The sequence below is a fragment of the Bradyrhizobium sp. LB8.2 genome, assembly GCF_040548035.1.
Classification (GTDB): domain Bacteria; phylum Pseudomonadota; class Alphaproteobacteria; order Rhizobiales; family Xanthobacteraceae; genus Bradyrhizobium.
Genome location: NZ_JBEPQV010000009.1, coordinates 101,199 through 114,180, shown reverse-complemented (window position 1 = coordinate 114,180; position 12,982 = coordinate 101,199). Strand labels below are relative to the sequence as shown.

At 66.0% G+C, this 12,982-nt stretch carries 11 protein-coding genes and 1 riboswitch; of the genes, 4 read left to right on the top strand and 7 right to left on the bottom strand.

What is annotated here, in order from left to right; genetic code table 11:
* Nucleotides 1-35 precede the first annotated feature (35 nt).
* Nucleotides 36-617: a DUF2239 family protein gene (locus ABIB06_RS13915; protein ID WP_247352491.1), complete on the bottom strand. Its 582-nt coding sequence runs from the start codon at nucleotides 615-617 to the stop codon at nucleotides 36-38.
* A 164-nt stretch (nucleotides 618-781) separates the two neighbouring features.
* On the opposite strand from ABIB06_RS13915, the gene ABIB06_RS13910 reads away from it, so the two are divergent.
* Entirely contained in the window at nucleotides 782-1,447 is a 666-nt protein-coding gene (locus ABIB06_RS13910; protein WP_247352489.1) for a glutathione S-transferase family protein, read from the top strand.
* A gap of 32 nt (nucleotides 1,448-1,479) precedes the next feature.
* On the opposite strand, the gene ABIB06_RS13905 is transcribed toward ABIB06_RS13910, so the two are convergent.
* Nucleotides 1,480-2,775 (bottom strand): MFS transporter, encoded by a 1,296-nt coding sequence (locus ABIB06_RS13905; RefSeq protein ID WP_247352487.1) that lies wholly within the window; start codon nucleotides 2,773-2,775, stop codon nucleotides 1,480-1,482.
* A gap of 96 nt (nucleotides 2,776-2,871) precedes the next feature.
* Complete coding sequence (gene ggt / locus ABIB06_RS13900) at nucleotides 2,872-4,623, bottom strand: gamma-glutamyltransferase (protein ID WP_247352485.1); 1,752 nt, start codon at nucleotides 4,621-4,623, stop codon at nucleotides 2,872-2,874.
* 100 nt (nucleotides 4,624-4,723) lie between these two features.
* On the opposite strand from ggt, the gene ABIB06_RS13895 reads away from it, so the two are divergent.
* The gene (locus ABIB06_RS13895; RefSeq protein WP_247352483.1) at nucleotides 4,724-6,106 is read left to right on the top strand and encodes an MFS transporter; all 1,383 of its coding nucleotides are present in this window, start codon (nucleotides 4,724-4,726) and stop codon (nucleotides 6,104-6,106) included.
* Nucleotides 6,107-6,260: 154 nt separating this feature from the next.
* Here ABIB06_RS13895 and purH read toward each other — a convergent pair whose 3' ends face one another.
* From purH to ABIB06_RS13880, 3 genes are all read right to left on the bottom strand, one after another.
* A complete protein-coding gene (gene purH, locus ABIB06_RS13890; protein WP_247352482.1) occupies nucleotides 6,261-7,853 on the bottom strand; it encodes a bifunctional phosphoribosylaminoimidazolecarboxamide formyltransferase/IMP cyclohydrolase in 1,593 nt (530 codons plus the stop codon).
* A gap of 22 nt (nucleotides 7,854-7,875) precedes the next feature.
* A riboswitch (ZMP/ZTP riboswitch) is annotated at nucleotides 7,876-7,957 on the bottom strand.
* 59 nt (nucleotides 7,958-8,016) lie between these two features.
* The gene (locus ABIB06_RS13885) at nucleotides 8,017-9,735 is read right to left on the bottom strand and encodes a heparinase II/III family protein (RefSeq protein ID WP_247352890.1); all 1,719 of its coding nucleotides are present in this window, start codon (nucleotides 9,733-9,735) and stop codon (nucleotides 8,017-8,019) included.
* Nucleotides 9,736-9,890: 155 nt separating this feature from the next.
* On the bottom strand, nucleotides 9,891-11,237 hold the full coding sequence (locus ABIB06_RS13880) for an RsmB/NOP family class I SAM-dependent RNA methyltransferase (protein ID WP_354048449.1): 1,347 nt from the start codon (nucleotides 11,235-11,237) through the stop codon (nucleotides 9,891-9,893).
* A gap of 188 nt (nucleotides 11,238-11,425) precedes the next feature.
* Between ABIB06_RS13880 and ABIB06_RS13875 the strand changes: the two genes are divergently transcribed.
* Both ABIB06_RS13875 and ABIB06_RS13870 read left to right on the top strand, forming a co-directional pair.
* Nucleotides 11,426-11,626, top strand: a complete 201-nt coding sequence (locus tag ABIB06_RS13875; RefSeq protein WP_247352478.1) for a DUF1674 domain-containing protein — start codon at nucleotides 11,426-11,428, stop codon at nucleotides 11,624-11,626.
* A gap of 54 nt (nucleotides 11,627-11,680) precedes the next feature.
* A complete protein-coding gene (locus ABIB06_RS13870; protein ID WP_247352476.1) occupies nucleotides 11,681-12,271 on the top strand; it encodes a thermonuclease family protein in 591 nt (196 codons plus the stop codon).
* 55 nt (nucleotides 12,272-12,326) lie between these two features.
* On the opposite strand, the gene ABIB06_RS13865 is transcribed toward ABIB06_RS13870, so the two are convergent.
* The gene (locus ABIB06_RS13865; protein WP_247352474.1) at nucleotides 12,327-12,842 is read right to left on the bottom strand and encodes a L,D-transpeptidase; all 516 of its coding nucleotides are present in this window, start codon (nucleotides 12,840-12,842) and stop codon (nucleotides 12,327-12,329) included.
* Nucleotides 12,843-12,982: the final 140 nt, after the last annotated feature.

Sequence of the window (12,982 nt, the reverse complement as noted above, 5' to 3'; positions counted from 1 at the left end):
CTCGACCGTTGATGGGCTTGTGAGTAAAGGCGCGCCTAGGCGCGGTCGCTATAGGCGAGCTTGACGATGTGATCGCGGATGTCAGTGGGCCAGTCTGCGATCAGTCCGGTGAAGCGCCGCCGGTCGTCCGCGAACAGAGCGCGCGAAGCTTCCTCGAACTGCGGCAGATTGCCGGCCATGGTCGACATGAAGTGATAGGCCGCATCGCGCGCCTGACGTTCGCGGTCCTTGTCGCCGCTCGCGCGGCGCGCTTCGTCGACGAGCTTTCGCAGCGCGACCGAGGCGCCGCCGGCTTGCGCGTTGAGCCACTCCCAGTGCCGCGGCAGCAACGTGATCTCCCGCGCGACCACGCCGAGCTTCGGCCGGCCGCGGCCACGCGGTTCGCTCGACGGTGTCGTCTCCTCAACTGGAGGCGGGACCAGCTTTGCCAGCCGCGCCAACACCTCGCGATCCCCGCCGCGCAGATCGAAGTCGATTGATCGGCCCGTGTCGTCCTCGAAGATGATGATGGGCTCGTCCGGCAATGGGGCGATCCGCTTGACGACCAGCGCGACCTCTCCTGCCGGTCCCGACGCCAGTCGGCGCGGGCCTTGGAATGCGGTGAAAATCCTCTGCATCGAGATCACTGCCAAATTGACGACATTGGGCAGTTTAATACCCGGGTAAATTCGCGGCGTCAATATACCCGGGTGAAAATATCCGACGGGATGGCTCGACATTGCGTTCCCGGGCTGGCACGTACGCGGCCGACCGACCACGCCTAGCCCCCGGGGACCACGCGATGCTGACCGTTCACCACCTCAACAATTCCCGTTCGCAGCGGGTGCTGTGGCTGCTCGAGGAGTTGGGCGTGCCTTACGAGATCGTGCGCTATCAGCGCCAGCCCGACATGCGCGCGCCGAAGGAGCTGCGCGCCATCCATCCGCTCGGCAAGTCGCCCGTCATCACCGACAACGGCAACACCGTCGCCGAATCAGGCGCGATCATCGAATATCTCATCGCCACCTACGGCAACGGCCGGCTGGTCCCACCGCCGAACACGCCCGAGCGGCTGCGCTTCACGTATTGGCTGCACTATGCCGAAGGCTCGGCGATGCAGCCGCTGCTGTTAAAACTGCTGTTCACGCTGATGCCGAAGCGCGCGCCGGCGCTGCTGCGCCCCCTGGTACGCAAAGTCTCGAACCAGGCGCTCACCGCGCTCGTCAATCCGCAGCTCAAGCAGCACATGGATTACTGGGAAGGCGAGCTCGGCAAGAGCGAGTGGTTCGCCGGCAGCGAGTTCACCGCGGCCGACATCCAGATGAGCTTTCCGCTCGAGGCAGCCCAGGCGCGTGGCGGGCTCGAGCTCGGCCATCCCAAGGCGATGGCGTTTCTGGAGCGCATTCACGCGCGGCCGGCGTACAACCGTGCGCTTGAGAAGGGCGGGCCGTATCAGGTGGGGCGGTAAGTTTCCTCGCCGCCCCGGGACGACGGTGCCCGTTAGTCCGCGTGCAATATCCGCCCGCGGGTCTCCGGCAGCGCGAAGGCGGCGATGAAGAACAGCGCGTAGGCCACCACTGCAAACATAGCGATCGCGTTCGCGAGTGACGTCGTCGCCGAGAGCGAGCCGACGAGGAACGGAAACAGCGCGCCGATGCCGCGGCCGAAATTGTAGCAAAAACCCTGGCCCGAGCCGCGCAGCCGCGTTGGATAAAGTTCGGTCAGGAACGCGCCGATCCCCGAGAAATAACCCGAGGCGAAGAAGCCGAGCGGGAAGCCGAGCACCCACAGGATTTCGTTGGTCAGGGGCAGCTGCGTGTAGAGCAGCACCACCGCCATCGCGCCGATCGAGAAGATCAGGAACAGATTGCGCCGTCCGATCCGGTCGGCGAGCCAGGCGCCGACGAGATAGCCGATGAAGGATCCGATGATCAGCGTCGATAGGTAGCCGGTCGAGCCGACGATCGAGAGGTGCCGCTCCTTGGTCAGGAATTGCGGCACCCAGAACGTAACGGCGTAATAGCCGCCCTGGCAGCCCGTCGCCATCAGCGACGCCAGGATCGTGGTTTTCAGGATCGGGCCGGAGAAGATTTCCCAGAGCGCCGGACGATTGCCACTCGCGGCCTGTTTGGCGCGGGCTTCGGCCGCGACCTCGGGCTCGGTGACGGAGCGGCGGATGTAGAACACCAGCAGCGCCGGCAGCGCGCCGATCACGAACATCCAGCGCCATGCCGTCTCCGGCGGCAAAGCCGAGAACAGGATCGCCTGCGACAGCACCGCGAGGCCCCAGCCGACCGCCCAGCCTGATTGCACCGAGCCGACCGCGCGCCCGCGATATTGCGGCCGGATCGCTTCACCCATCAGCACGGCGCCCGCCGCCCACTCGCCGCCGAAGCCGAGGCCCAGCACCGCGCGCGCGATCAGGAGCTGTTCGAAATTTTGCACGACCGCGCAGACCAGCGAGAACACCGAGAACCAGATGATGGTGATCTGGAGCGTCCTGACCCGGCCGATATGGTCGGAGAGATAACCGCCGAGCCAGCCGCCGATCGCGGACGCCAGTAGCGTCACGGTGCCGGCAAGGCCGGCCGATCCCGCATCGACCTTCCACAGCGCGATGATGGTGCCGATCACCAGCGGGTAGATCATGAAGTCCATGCCGTCCAGCGCCCAGCCTGCCGCGCAAGCCCAGAATGTCCGGCGCTCCGGTGCGTTCATGTCGCGATAGAAGGCAAGAAGGCTGGTGTCTTCGATCTCGGCGCGTTCGATGCGCTCGGTCGGATCGGTCGTGGTCATGAGCGTCTCCCCGGCAATTCCCTTATGCGGGCGGTGGTAGCACGCGCGGTGGCTTGCGCAAGCACGAGCAGGCCTTCGCGCTATGCCGGGACAGAGCTACTGCCCCGCGGCTTCCGCGCCTCGCGTGCGTGGATCGGGTGCGCCAAGCGGCCCGTTGGCGGTCACCGCGATCGAGTTCGCCGATGTCTGCCCCATCGGCTCGACGATGAGGTGATCCATCGCCTTCAGCTCGAGCAGGACATTGTCGGGAAAGCCGCTCTCGATCCGAACCTCGTCTGGCAGCCATTGGTGATGCAGCCGCGGTGCGGCCACGGCAGCCGCAACGTCCATCTTGTAATCGAGGACGTTGACGATCACCTGGAGCACGGTCGAGATGATGCGGCTGCCACCGGGCGAGCCCGTCACCAGCACCGGCTTGCCGTCCTTCAGAACGATAGTCGGCGACATCGACGACAGCGGCCGCTTGCCGGGCCCGGGCAAATTGGCCTCGAAGCCGACGAGGCCGTAGGCATTGGAAGCGCCGACAGCTGCGGTGAAATCGTCGAGCTCGTTGTTGAGCAGCACGCCCGTGCCGTCGGCGACGAGGCCAAGGCCGTAGCTGAAGTTCAGCGTATAGGTGTTGCTGACGGCGTTGCCGCTGCCGTCGACGACGGAAAAATGCGTGGTGTTGCTGCCCTCGTGCGGCGAGGTGGCGGTGGAAACGAGCTGCTTCGACGGCGTGGCGCGATCGGCGGAGATGGTTGCCCGCAGCTTGGCGGCGTAGTCCTTGGCGATGAGCGTCCCGATCGGTGCGTTGACGAAGGCGGGATCGCCCAGGTAGCGCGCACGGTCTGCATAGGCGCGCTTCATGGCCTCGATCAGCAGATGCAGCGAGGCCGGAGATCCTTGCTTCAAATCGGCGAGCTGGAAGCCTTCGAGGATGTTGAGCGTCTCCACCAGCACCACGCCGCCGGACGACGGCAACGGCATCGACACGATGTCATAGCCGCGATAGGTGCCGCGCACCGGTGCGCGGATCACCGCCTGATAGGATTTCAAATCGGCCGGCGTCATGATGCCGCCCGCGTCGCTCACGGCCTTGGCGAGTTTTTCCGCGACCGGACCTTCATAGAAACCGCGCGGACCCTGTGCGGCGACGGCCGACAGGGTTTCGGCGAGATCGCTCTGCACCAGCCTGTCGCCTTCGCCGAGTGGCGTGCCATCAGGCCGCGAGAAGATTTTGGCTGACGTGGGCCAGCGCGCCAGGCGCCGGTGCCAGCCCGGCAGTGTGTCGGCAATGTCGTCGCTGACGACGAAGCCGTCGCGGGCGATCGCGATCGCGGGCTCGAGCAATTGCGCCAGCGTGAACTGGCCCGAGCCATATTTTTCCAGGGCCAGCGCAAGTCCCGCGACGGTGCCGGGCACGCCGACGCCGAGCGCGGAATCCCGCGACTTCGCCGCATCGGGCTTGCCGTCGGCGCCGAGGAAGATCTGCGGCGTGGTCGCAGCCGGCGCAGTCTCTCGATAGTCGATGGTGATGTCTTCGTTGCGCTCGGCGGAATGAATCACCATGAAGCCGCCGCCGCCGATATTGCCGGCGCGCGGATAGGTCACCGCCATGGCAAAGCCGGTCGCGACCGCGGCATCGACGGCATTGCCGCCGCGCCGCAGGATGTCCGCGCCGACCTGCGCCGAGATTTTCTCCTGCGCCACCACCATCCCATGCTCGGCGGGAACGGCGTGCACCGTGTCGAGCGCGGGCGGCACATAAGCTCGCCGCGCATCCTGCGCGGTCGCGGTTGGAAGGCTGAACGCCAGAGTGGCAACGAAGGCGAAAAATGCTCGCCGTGTCGAAAAAGACGACATCATCAAATTTCCGCAGCGGCCTTCGGCCAGTTCACACGCGCCGCCGCAATGCTATACGGTTTGACCCAAGAGAAGCAAAACTGTTCGTGATGAGGTCTGGACGATGACGACGATTACCTCGGATGCGCGCGTCAAGGCGGAGCGGACCTTTCCGCCGCGCGCCGCCGTCGTCAGCTGGATCTTCTTCGATTGGGCCGCGCAGCCTTATTTCACGTTGATCACGACCTTTGTGTTCGCACCCTATTTTGCCACCGCCATTGCGCCGAATCCCGCTACCGGCCAATCGCTGTGGGGCTTTGCGATGGCTGCCGCGGGCCTCGCGATTGCGCTGATGTCGCCGCTGCTAGGCGCCATTGCCGATGCTTCGGGCCGCAGGAAGCCATGGATCGCTGGCTTCGGCGCAGTGCTGGTGCTGGCATCCTGCACGCTGTGGATCGGAAAGCCCGGCGATCCCTCCATCATTCCGCCGCTGCTCACCGCGGTCGCGCTCGCCAGCGTCGGCGCGGAATTCGCCACCCTCTTCAACAACGCGATGATGCCAACCCTGGTCCCGCCGGAGCGGCTCGGCCGGCTCTCCGGCACCGGCTGGGCGACAGGTTATATCGGCGGCATCGTCAGCCTGATCATCGTGCTCGGTTTGCTCGCCGCCAATCCCGAGACCGGCCGCACGCTGCTCGGGCTCACGCCTTTGTTCGGGCTCGATCCCGCCAGCCATCAGGGCGACCGCGCCGCCGGACCGTTGACCGGACTTTGGTTCATCATTTTCGTGACGCCGATGTTCCTGTTTACGCCGGACTATCCGGCGAAGCGCCCGGTGCGCGAGGCGCTGCACGAAGGCCTGTCGGAGCTGAAGCAATCGATCAAGGGACTGCCGCAGCGGAAATCGCTCGCGGCGTTTCTGCTCGCCAACATGATCTACACCGACGGTCTGGTGTCGCTGTTTGCCTTCGGCGGCATTTATGCCGCCGGTACGTTCGGCTGGCACACGATCCAGATCGGCACCTTCGGCATCATGCTCGCGATCGCCGGCGCGTTTGGCGCATGGCTTGGCGGCAAGCTGGACGATCGCATCGGGCCGAAGCGTGTGATCGCCGGCAGCATGCTGGTCCTGCTGCTGGCGGTGGCGGCGATCCTGCTGGTCGACAAGGATTCGATCTTCTTCATCAAGGTCGCACCGCCCGCGCCTGGCGGTGCATTGTTCGCCGCTGCGGCCGAACGCGCTTATCTGGTGCTGGGCTGCCTGATCGGTGCAGCCGGTGGTCCGCTGCAAGCCGCCTCACGCACGCTCCTGATCCGCCTCGCGCCGAAGGACCGCATCGCGCAGTATTTCGGTCTGTTCGCACTGACGGGGAAAGTGACGTCCTTCATCGGCCCGCTCCTGATCGGCGTGATCACCGCGGTGACGGCGAGCCAGAAGGCCGGCATGGCCGTGCTGGTGGTGTTCTTCGTCGCGGGGCTGGGACTGTTGATGCGGGTGCGGGAGTAGCCGCACTACCGCAATTCCATCCCGTCATTGCGAGGAGCGAAGCGACGAAGCAATCCAGACTTTCTCTGCGGAAAGATTCTGGATTGCTTCGCTGCGCTCGCAATGACGAAGTCGGTGGAGTCGTCGCAACTCTTGCAGCCCGCACGCCAGTCAATCAGTGCCTGAAGTGCCGTGTCCCCGTGAACACCATGGCGATGCCGTGCTCGTCGGCGGCCTTGATCACTTCGTCGTCGCGCATGGAGCCGCCGGGCTGCACCACGGCGGTGGCGCCGGCCTCGATGCAGGCGAGCATGCCGTCGGCGAACGGGAAGAACGCATCCGACGCCACCACCGAGCCCTTGGTGAGCGGCTCGGCGAGCTTCAGCTCGGCCGCCGCATCCTGGGCCTTGCGCGCCGCGATCCGCGCTGAATCCACGCGGCTCATCTGGCCGGCGCCGATGCCGACGGTGGCGAGATCCTTGGCGTAGATGATGGTGTTGGACTTGACGTGCTTCGCCACCCGAAACGCGAACTTCAGGTCGCGCATCTCCGCATCATCAGGCGCACGCTTGGTCACGACCTTGAAAATCATGTCGTCGACCACCGCATTGTCGCGGCTCTGCACGAGAAGGCCGCCCGCCACCGTCTTGGCGGTGAGGCCGGGCGCGCGCGGATCGGGCAGGCTGCCGGCGAGCAGAAGGCGAAGGTTCTTGCGCGCGCCGATGATGGCGATCGCCTCCTCGCTGGCGTCAGGCGCGATGATCACCTCGGTGAAGATCTTTGTAATCTCCCGCGCGGTATCAGCGTCGAGTGCGCGGTTCATCGCGATGATGCCGCCGAAGGCCGAGGTTGAGTCGCAGGCCAGCGCCTTGCGATAGGCACTGACGAGGTCGGAGCCCTCAGCGACGCCGCAGGGGTTGGCATGCTTGACGATGACGCAGGCCGCGGTGCGCCTGGCGTCGAACTCGCCGATGCATTCATAGGCCGCATCGGTGTCGTTGATGTTGTTGTAGGAGAGCTCCTTGCCCTGGAGCTGCCGCGCGGTCGAGACTCCCGGCCGCTTGTCGGGCGTCGCATAGAACGCCGCGGTCTGGTGCGGGTTCTCGCCATAGCGCAGCGACTGGATCAGCTTTCCGCCGAAGGCGCGGAAATCGGGTGCGTCGATTTCGAGCTGACGTGCGAACCAATTCGAGATCGCGGCATCATACGCGCCCGTGCGCGCGTAAGCCTTGGCGGCAAGGCGCCGGCGCAGCTTCAGCGTGGTTGCGCCTTTGTTGGCGGCGAGCTCGTCGAGCACGGCCTTGTAGTCCTCCGCCTCGACCACGACGGCGACGTCGTCATGGTTCTTCGCGGCGGCGCGGATCATCGCGGGGCCGCCGATATCGATGTTCTCGATGCAATCCTCAAAGCCCGCGCCTTTGTCGACGGTCGCCTCGAACGGATAGAGATTGACGACCAGGAGATCGATCGGTGCGATGCCGTGCGCCTTCATCGCTTCCGCATGGTCCTTGTTGTCGCGGATCGCGAGCAGGCCGCCATGCACCTTCGGATGCAGCGTCTTGACGCGGCCGTCCATCATCTCGGGGAAGCCGGTCAGCTCGGAGACGTCCTTCACCTTGAGGCCGGCCGCGGCGATCGCCTTGGAGGTGCCGCCGGTCGAGACCAGCTCGACATCATGCGCGGCAAGCGCCTTTGCGAAGTCGATCAGGCCGGTCTTGTCGGAAACGGAAAGAAGTGCGCGGGTGACGCGGCGGGGCTGGTCAGTCATGAGCAAGATCCTCTGTCTGAAGGAGTAATGCCCAGGCGCGCGGCAGCTATGTCCCACGCTTCCCGATGGTGCTCCATCCAAGGTCGCCAGTCGCGCGAGCGAGGGCTCGATAGCAGTTTTCGGTCGCTTTCACAACGATCAGATGGGGCCGGATCGCGGGCGTTTACAGCGGAAGTTCCGGCTCCCGCCGCGCGTTTCTGCGGGCATTGGTGATCGCCGGCGAGGCGGTGGAGCGCACGAAACTCCAGCGGATCGAGGGCGCCTGCCGCGCATCCTGGCGGATCACGATCTGCGCGGTGCGGCGCGGGCCGTCATTGCCGGCCAGGAACACGCTGTCCTCGAGATCAACCTTGTCGTCCAATGCCTCGAAGGTCCAGACGTCGCGGTTCGGCAGCACCAGCATGACGCCGCGGGCATCGGACAGCCGGCTCGCCTTCACCGCCGCGTGCAGATGGAAGCGCAGCGCGAAATCGGCATCCGCGCCCTTGAAGCGTCCGCCCTGCGGCGGCGATAGCGTGTCCTCACCGTCGATGCGCGCGCCGTCATTGGCGATCATCAGCACGCGGCGGTGGATCGCGCCGAACTTGGCGAGATAGCCATCATGCGACGTCGTCAGCAGCGTGCCGTTCTGCACGATTTCGCGATAGCTCTCGACCTCGACGGGGCCGCTGGTGACGGGCGCGCCATGCAAGAGCCGCTTCATCGCCGACATCTCCACGAACTGGCATGACGAGGTGTCGTGATAGGTCAGCGTCGAATGCGCTGCCGTGCCGCGTGCGAACGGCCGCCAATTGTCGCGGCCCGTGGTCGGCATGCCGCAATTGGTGACGATGCGGCTGATGCCGGAGGACAGTTCGAACGACAGGCAGCCGGCATGGGCGTCATGGCTGACGCCGGCCTGCGGCGGCGGGCCGGTGTCGATGATCACGGTGGTCTGTCCGGCATCGAGGCGCTGGAAACCGGTATGCGGCATGTTCGCCATCGGCGCGCCGTGGGTGTCGTCATAGGCAAGCAGCGTCGCGAGCAGGTCCGAGGGTGTCGCACTCATGCCGTTGAACAGCGCGAAATTGCCGTCGCCGTGGCGAAAGAAGCGCAGCATCGGCATCATGCGGTCGATCGCGTTGAGCAGCGCCGGCGGCGGCGCGATGTTGCGTGCGGCAAAGGTCTGCCGCAGCGGCAACAGGTCGATCAAGAGCTCGATCAGCGCACCCGGGTTGCGCGAGATATGTCCGCCGTCGGGCAGGATCTGCCGCTGCAATTCATCCGAGAGCTTCTTCGAGACGCTGCGGATGTGACTTGCCTGGTTGGCGAGGCACAGCGCCGCATAGCACAGCGCGATCAGCACCTGGAGTTTTGGCACCCCGTCGGGGATGTTGACCATGGTGTAGCGCAGGAAGCGGATCTCGCGCGCCAGCGCGCGCAGATAGCGGCGGTAGAATTTGTTGTCGGTGTCGTTGAGCACCAGCGGCGCCTGCGACAGCAGCGAGATCACGCGTCGCGCCAGCACGTCGGCGCGTCGCGCGACGGCACGGCGCTTGCCGCCGGGGTTGGCGATCCAGTCCTCTATCAGCGCGCGCGCATTCGCGCGTGTCAACGCGGTGTCGGCGGCGCGCAAATGGCGCAACCAGCCGAAGCCGAGCAGCGCGACCTCCCAATCCTCCGACGGCGGCTCGAGATCGAAGATCGAGCGGCCGTGGCAATTGACGATCTTGCCGGCGAAGACGAAGCGGCCGGCATAGATCTCGGCGGCGCGGGTCGCATCCGCGGTGCGCAGGTCATGCGGCGCGATGATCAGCCGGTCGGAGCGGCCGGGCCAGACCCGCGACAGGGCGACGGAACCACCGCTCGCGCGCGCGAGCACATTCCGCGCGAAGCGGTTCATCACCAGCGTCGAGATACGTCTGCGTTGAGCGACCGACACGCCTTGCCTTGATGGGGAGAGGATTCCGACGAATCCTTCTTAATCCCAAAATCGGGCGGCCGACACCACCTTGAACGATGCGAATCAGCGCCGTGGTCGCAAAATCCACTGCAAAATCAGGATTTAACGAGCCGAGCCGCAAAAAATCCGTCGAGCCCGCCGAGCTTGGGATCGGCGTTCGGCAGATGGCTGGGCAGGGTGCGCAAATCGCCCTCGGCGGTGATGATCTCGCTGAGCCCCGACACCTCGGACGCATCGACCGGGACGCGGCGAATCGCAGGCTCTGCGGCCAGTAGCGTGGCGATCGCATGCTCGCCCTCTTCGGGTTCCAGCGAGCAGGTGCAGTAGACCAGCGTTCCGCCGGGCTTGAGCAGCGAGACCGTTTTTTGCAGCAACCGCTGCTGGAGTGTGGTCATCGCGGGGATGTCGGATTCCTGCCGGAGCCAGGACACATCGGGATGGCGTCGGATCGTGCCGGTCGAGGTGCAGGGCGCATCGATCAGGATGCCGTCGAAGCCATCGGCCGGACCCGCCCATTCCACGGCGTCGGCGACGACGGTCTCGGCCTGGAGCGACAACCGCGTCAGATTCTCGCGCAGCCGCGCCACCCGGGCGGGCGAGCGGTCGATGGCCGTGACATGCGCGCCGGCCTGCGCCAGCTGCGCGGTCTTGCCGCCGGGAGCGGCGCAGAGATCGGCGATGGATTTGCCGGCGATGTCGCCGAACAGCCGGGCCGGCAGCGCGGCGGCGGCGTCCTGCACCCACCATTGTCCTTCGGCGAAGCCGGGAAGCATGGTCACCGCGCCGTGCAGCACCGTACGCACCGATCCAGTCGGCAGCACCTCGCCATGTAGCCGGCTCGCCCATTGCGCGGCGTCCGACTTCACGGTCAGATCCAGCGAAGGATCGTGGCTGAGCGCGAGCGCCATGTCCCTTGCGACTGTCTCGCCGTAATGCGCGCTCCAGCGCGCGAGCATCCAGGGCGGCAAATCCAGCGACTGCGCGGCAACCTCTTCCACCAGCGCCTTGCCCTCGCGGGCGCAACGGCGCAGCACGGCGTTGACGAGGCCGGCATAGCGGGCGGCCCGGCGGTCGGACTGCACGAGGCGAACGGAGAGATCGACGGCGGCGTGATCGGGCACGTCCATCCAGAGGATCTGGGCGGCGCCGATCAGCAGCGCGCTCTGCGCGCGCGGCGCATCGGAGGGGATGCCCTTGTCGAGCAGGCGGGACATCACGTGGCCGAGCGTGCCGAGCCGGCGCAGCACGGTGGCGACCAGGCGCCGCATCAGCGCGCGATCGCGGTCGGGAAGCGTCTTCAGTCCGGGATGGGCGCCGCTGCCGTCGAGCTGCTCGTCAAGTGTGCGGTGCTTCTGCAGCACGCCGTCGACGATGTCGGCAGCAATCCGCCGCGCGGCAAGACCAGGCACTTCGGATGGAGGGGCAAAACGTTGAGATGGCATGCGGAAGCAAGGTTCTCAGCAAGCGGCAGTTCCGCCGCAATGGGCGCATGCCTTGAGGACGCGATCTCTGACACGCGAATATGCCAAATGTAAGAATCGCTTCCGGGTTTTTCGACCCTTTCGGAGCAATTTCAGGAATGCGTTATTGGGCGTCGCGCCGCGGATCGTCCTGCGCTAGAAATTCGACGATGAGTGACCGGCCTCACGTTTCCGACCGCAAGCCGCTATCGCCGGCGGCCCAGCGAGCGCTGGCCGAAGCCGAAGCGCGCCGGCAGGCTGCGGCGGTGGCGCATGCCGAAGCTGCGCCGAAAGAGGTGCAGGGACCAAAGGGACCCGAGCCCACCCGGTACGGTGATTGGGAACGAAAAGGCATCGCCTCGGACTTTTGAGGCGCGTTTCACGCACACTTGCCGGTGCAGCCGACTCAGCCCTAGCGTGCGCGAATGCCGCGCTTCGATCCCAGCCATCAGTATCGACCCTCATTCCGCGGCTCGCCGTTCGGCCGTCGTTTCTCCGGATTGTTGCCGTGGATGTTCGTGGTCGGCGTCGCGCTGGCGGCTGTGCTCATCTTCAGGCACGGGACGAACTGGACGGTCCCGCACCCGGATGGCGGCGGCACGCGGGACGCCGAGATCGTGCTCCAGCAGGGCGGCCATCCCGATCGTCGCGAGTCGGTCGACGTCGTTCGCACCATTGACGGTGACACCTTTCTCGCGCGTTTTCGTCAGCGCGACGGCCGCGATCTCGTCGTGCGCGTTCGCTTGCGCGGCATCGACGCACCCGAGATGAAAGCATCCTGCCAGGAGGAACTGGACAAGGCCGAAGCCGCGGCCCGCGCATTGCGCGATCTGCTCGGCCAGGGCGGCGTGACGATCACCAATCTTGGCCCTGACAAATATGGTCGGGTTCTCGCCGACGTCGCGACCAGGCGAACCGCCAACGTTTCGGCGGTGTTGCTCGCCGGCGGTTACGCACGGAGCTACAATGGCGGCCATCGCGACGGCTGGTGCGCGCACGGTTGGCGCTTCTGGTAACAAGAAAGCCGCGTCAACGGACGCGGCTCTTGTTGTCGGGATCTCGTCCCGGGGATCAGCGCGTCACGACCACCGTGGTGCCGACCGAGACGCGGCTGTAGAGATCGGTGATGTCGTCGTTGAGCATGCGGATGCAGCCATAGGAGACGAAGCCGCCGACCGAGCCCGGCACGTTGGTGCCGTGGATCGCGTATTCCCCGCCGGACAGCGTCATCGCCGCGACGCCCATCGGATTGCGCGGCGAGCCGCCCGGAATGACGTCAGGGATGCTCGGCTTGTCGCGCTTCACCTCGGCAGGCGGCGACCAGGCCGGATTGCGGTACTTGCCGTCGATGCGGGTGGTGCCGGCCCACTGCTTGCCGGACTTGCCGACGCCCACCGGATAGCGCACGGCGTGGCCGTTATCGAGGACGAGATAGAGCCGACGCTCGTTGGTTTTGACCACGATGGTGCCCGGCGAATAGTCGGCCAGGTGCGTCCCCACCATTTCCGGCCGGGCCTGCGCCGCGGTCGACATCACGACCACCGCTCCGATGGTGGCAGCCAGCGCCACTGCAATCCTGATCGACATCGATTTTCCCCTTGACCCGAACCAATCGTCCAAAATGACGCACAACCGGCAATCGCCGACCCGCCAAGTCCTCGTTAGGGGCATTCTTAACCGCGCCTGTTAACCGGATGGTTTCCACGCACGGCCGCCAAGGGCCAGCC

Coding starts and splice junctions, on each gene's coding strand:
- ABIB06_RS13905 (WP_247352487.1), bottom strand. CDS start 2,775: ATGACCACGACCGATCCGACCGAGCGCATCGAACGCGCCGAGATCGAA.
- ABIB06_RS13870 (WP_247352476.1), top strand. CDS start 11,681: ATGCCGCGCTTCGATCCCAGCCATCAGTATCGACCCTCATTCCGCGGC.
- ABIB06_RS13910 (WP_247352489.1), top strand. CDS start 782: ATGCTGACCGTTCACCACCTCAACAATTCCCGTTCGCAGCGGGTGCTG.
- ABIB06_RS13880 (WP_354048449.1), bottom strand. CDS start 11,237: ATGCCATCTCAACGTTTTGCCCCTCCATCCGAAGTGCCTGGTCTTGCC.
- ABIB06_RS13865 (WP_247352474.1), bottom strand. CDS start 12,842: ATGTCGATCAGGATTGCAGTGGCGCTGGCTGCCACCATCGGAGCGGTG.
- ABIB06_RS13875 (WP_247352478.1), top strand. CDS start 11,426: ATGAGTGACCGGCCTCACGTTTCCGACCGCAAGCCGCTATCGCCGGCG.
- ABIB06_RS13885 (WP_247352890.1), bottom strand. CDS start 9,735: ATGAACCGCTTCGCGCGGAATGTGCTCGCGCGCGCGAGCGGTGGTTCC.
- ggt (WP_247352485.1), bottom strand. CDS start 4,623: ATGATGTCGTCTTTTTCGACACGGCGAGCATTTTTCGCCTTCGTTGCC.
- ABIB06_RS13895 (WP_247352483.1), top strand. CDS start 4,724: ATGACGACGATTACCTCGGATGCGCGCGTCAAGGCGGAGCGGACCTTT.
- ABIB06_RS13915 (WP_247352491.1), bottom strand. CDS start 617: ATGCAGAGGATTTTCACCGCATTCCAAGGCCCGCGCCGACTGGCGTCG.
- purH (WP_247352482.1), bottom strand. CDS start 7,853: ATGACTGACCAGCCCCGCCGCGTCACCCGCGCACTTCTTTCCGTTTCC.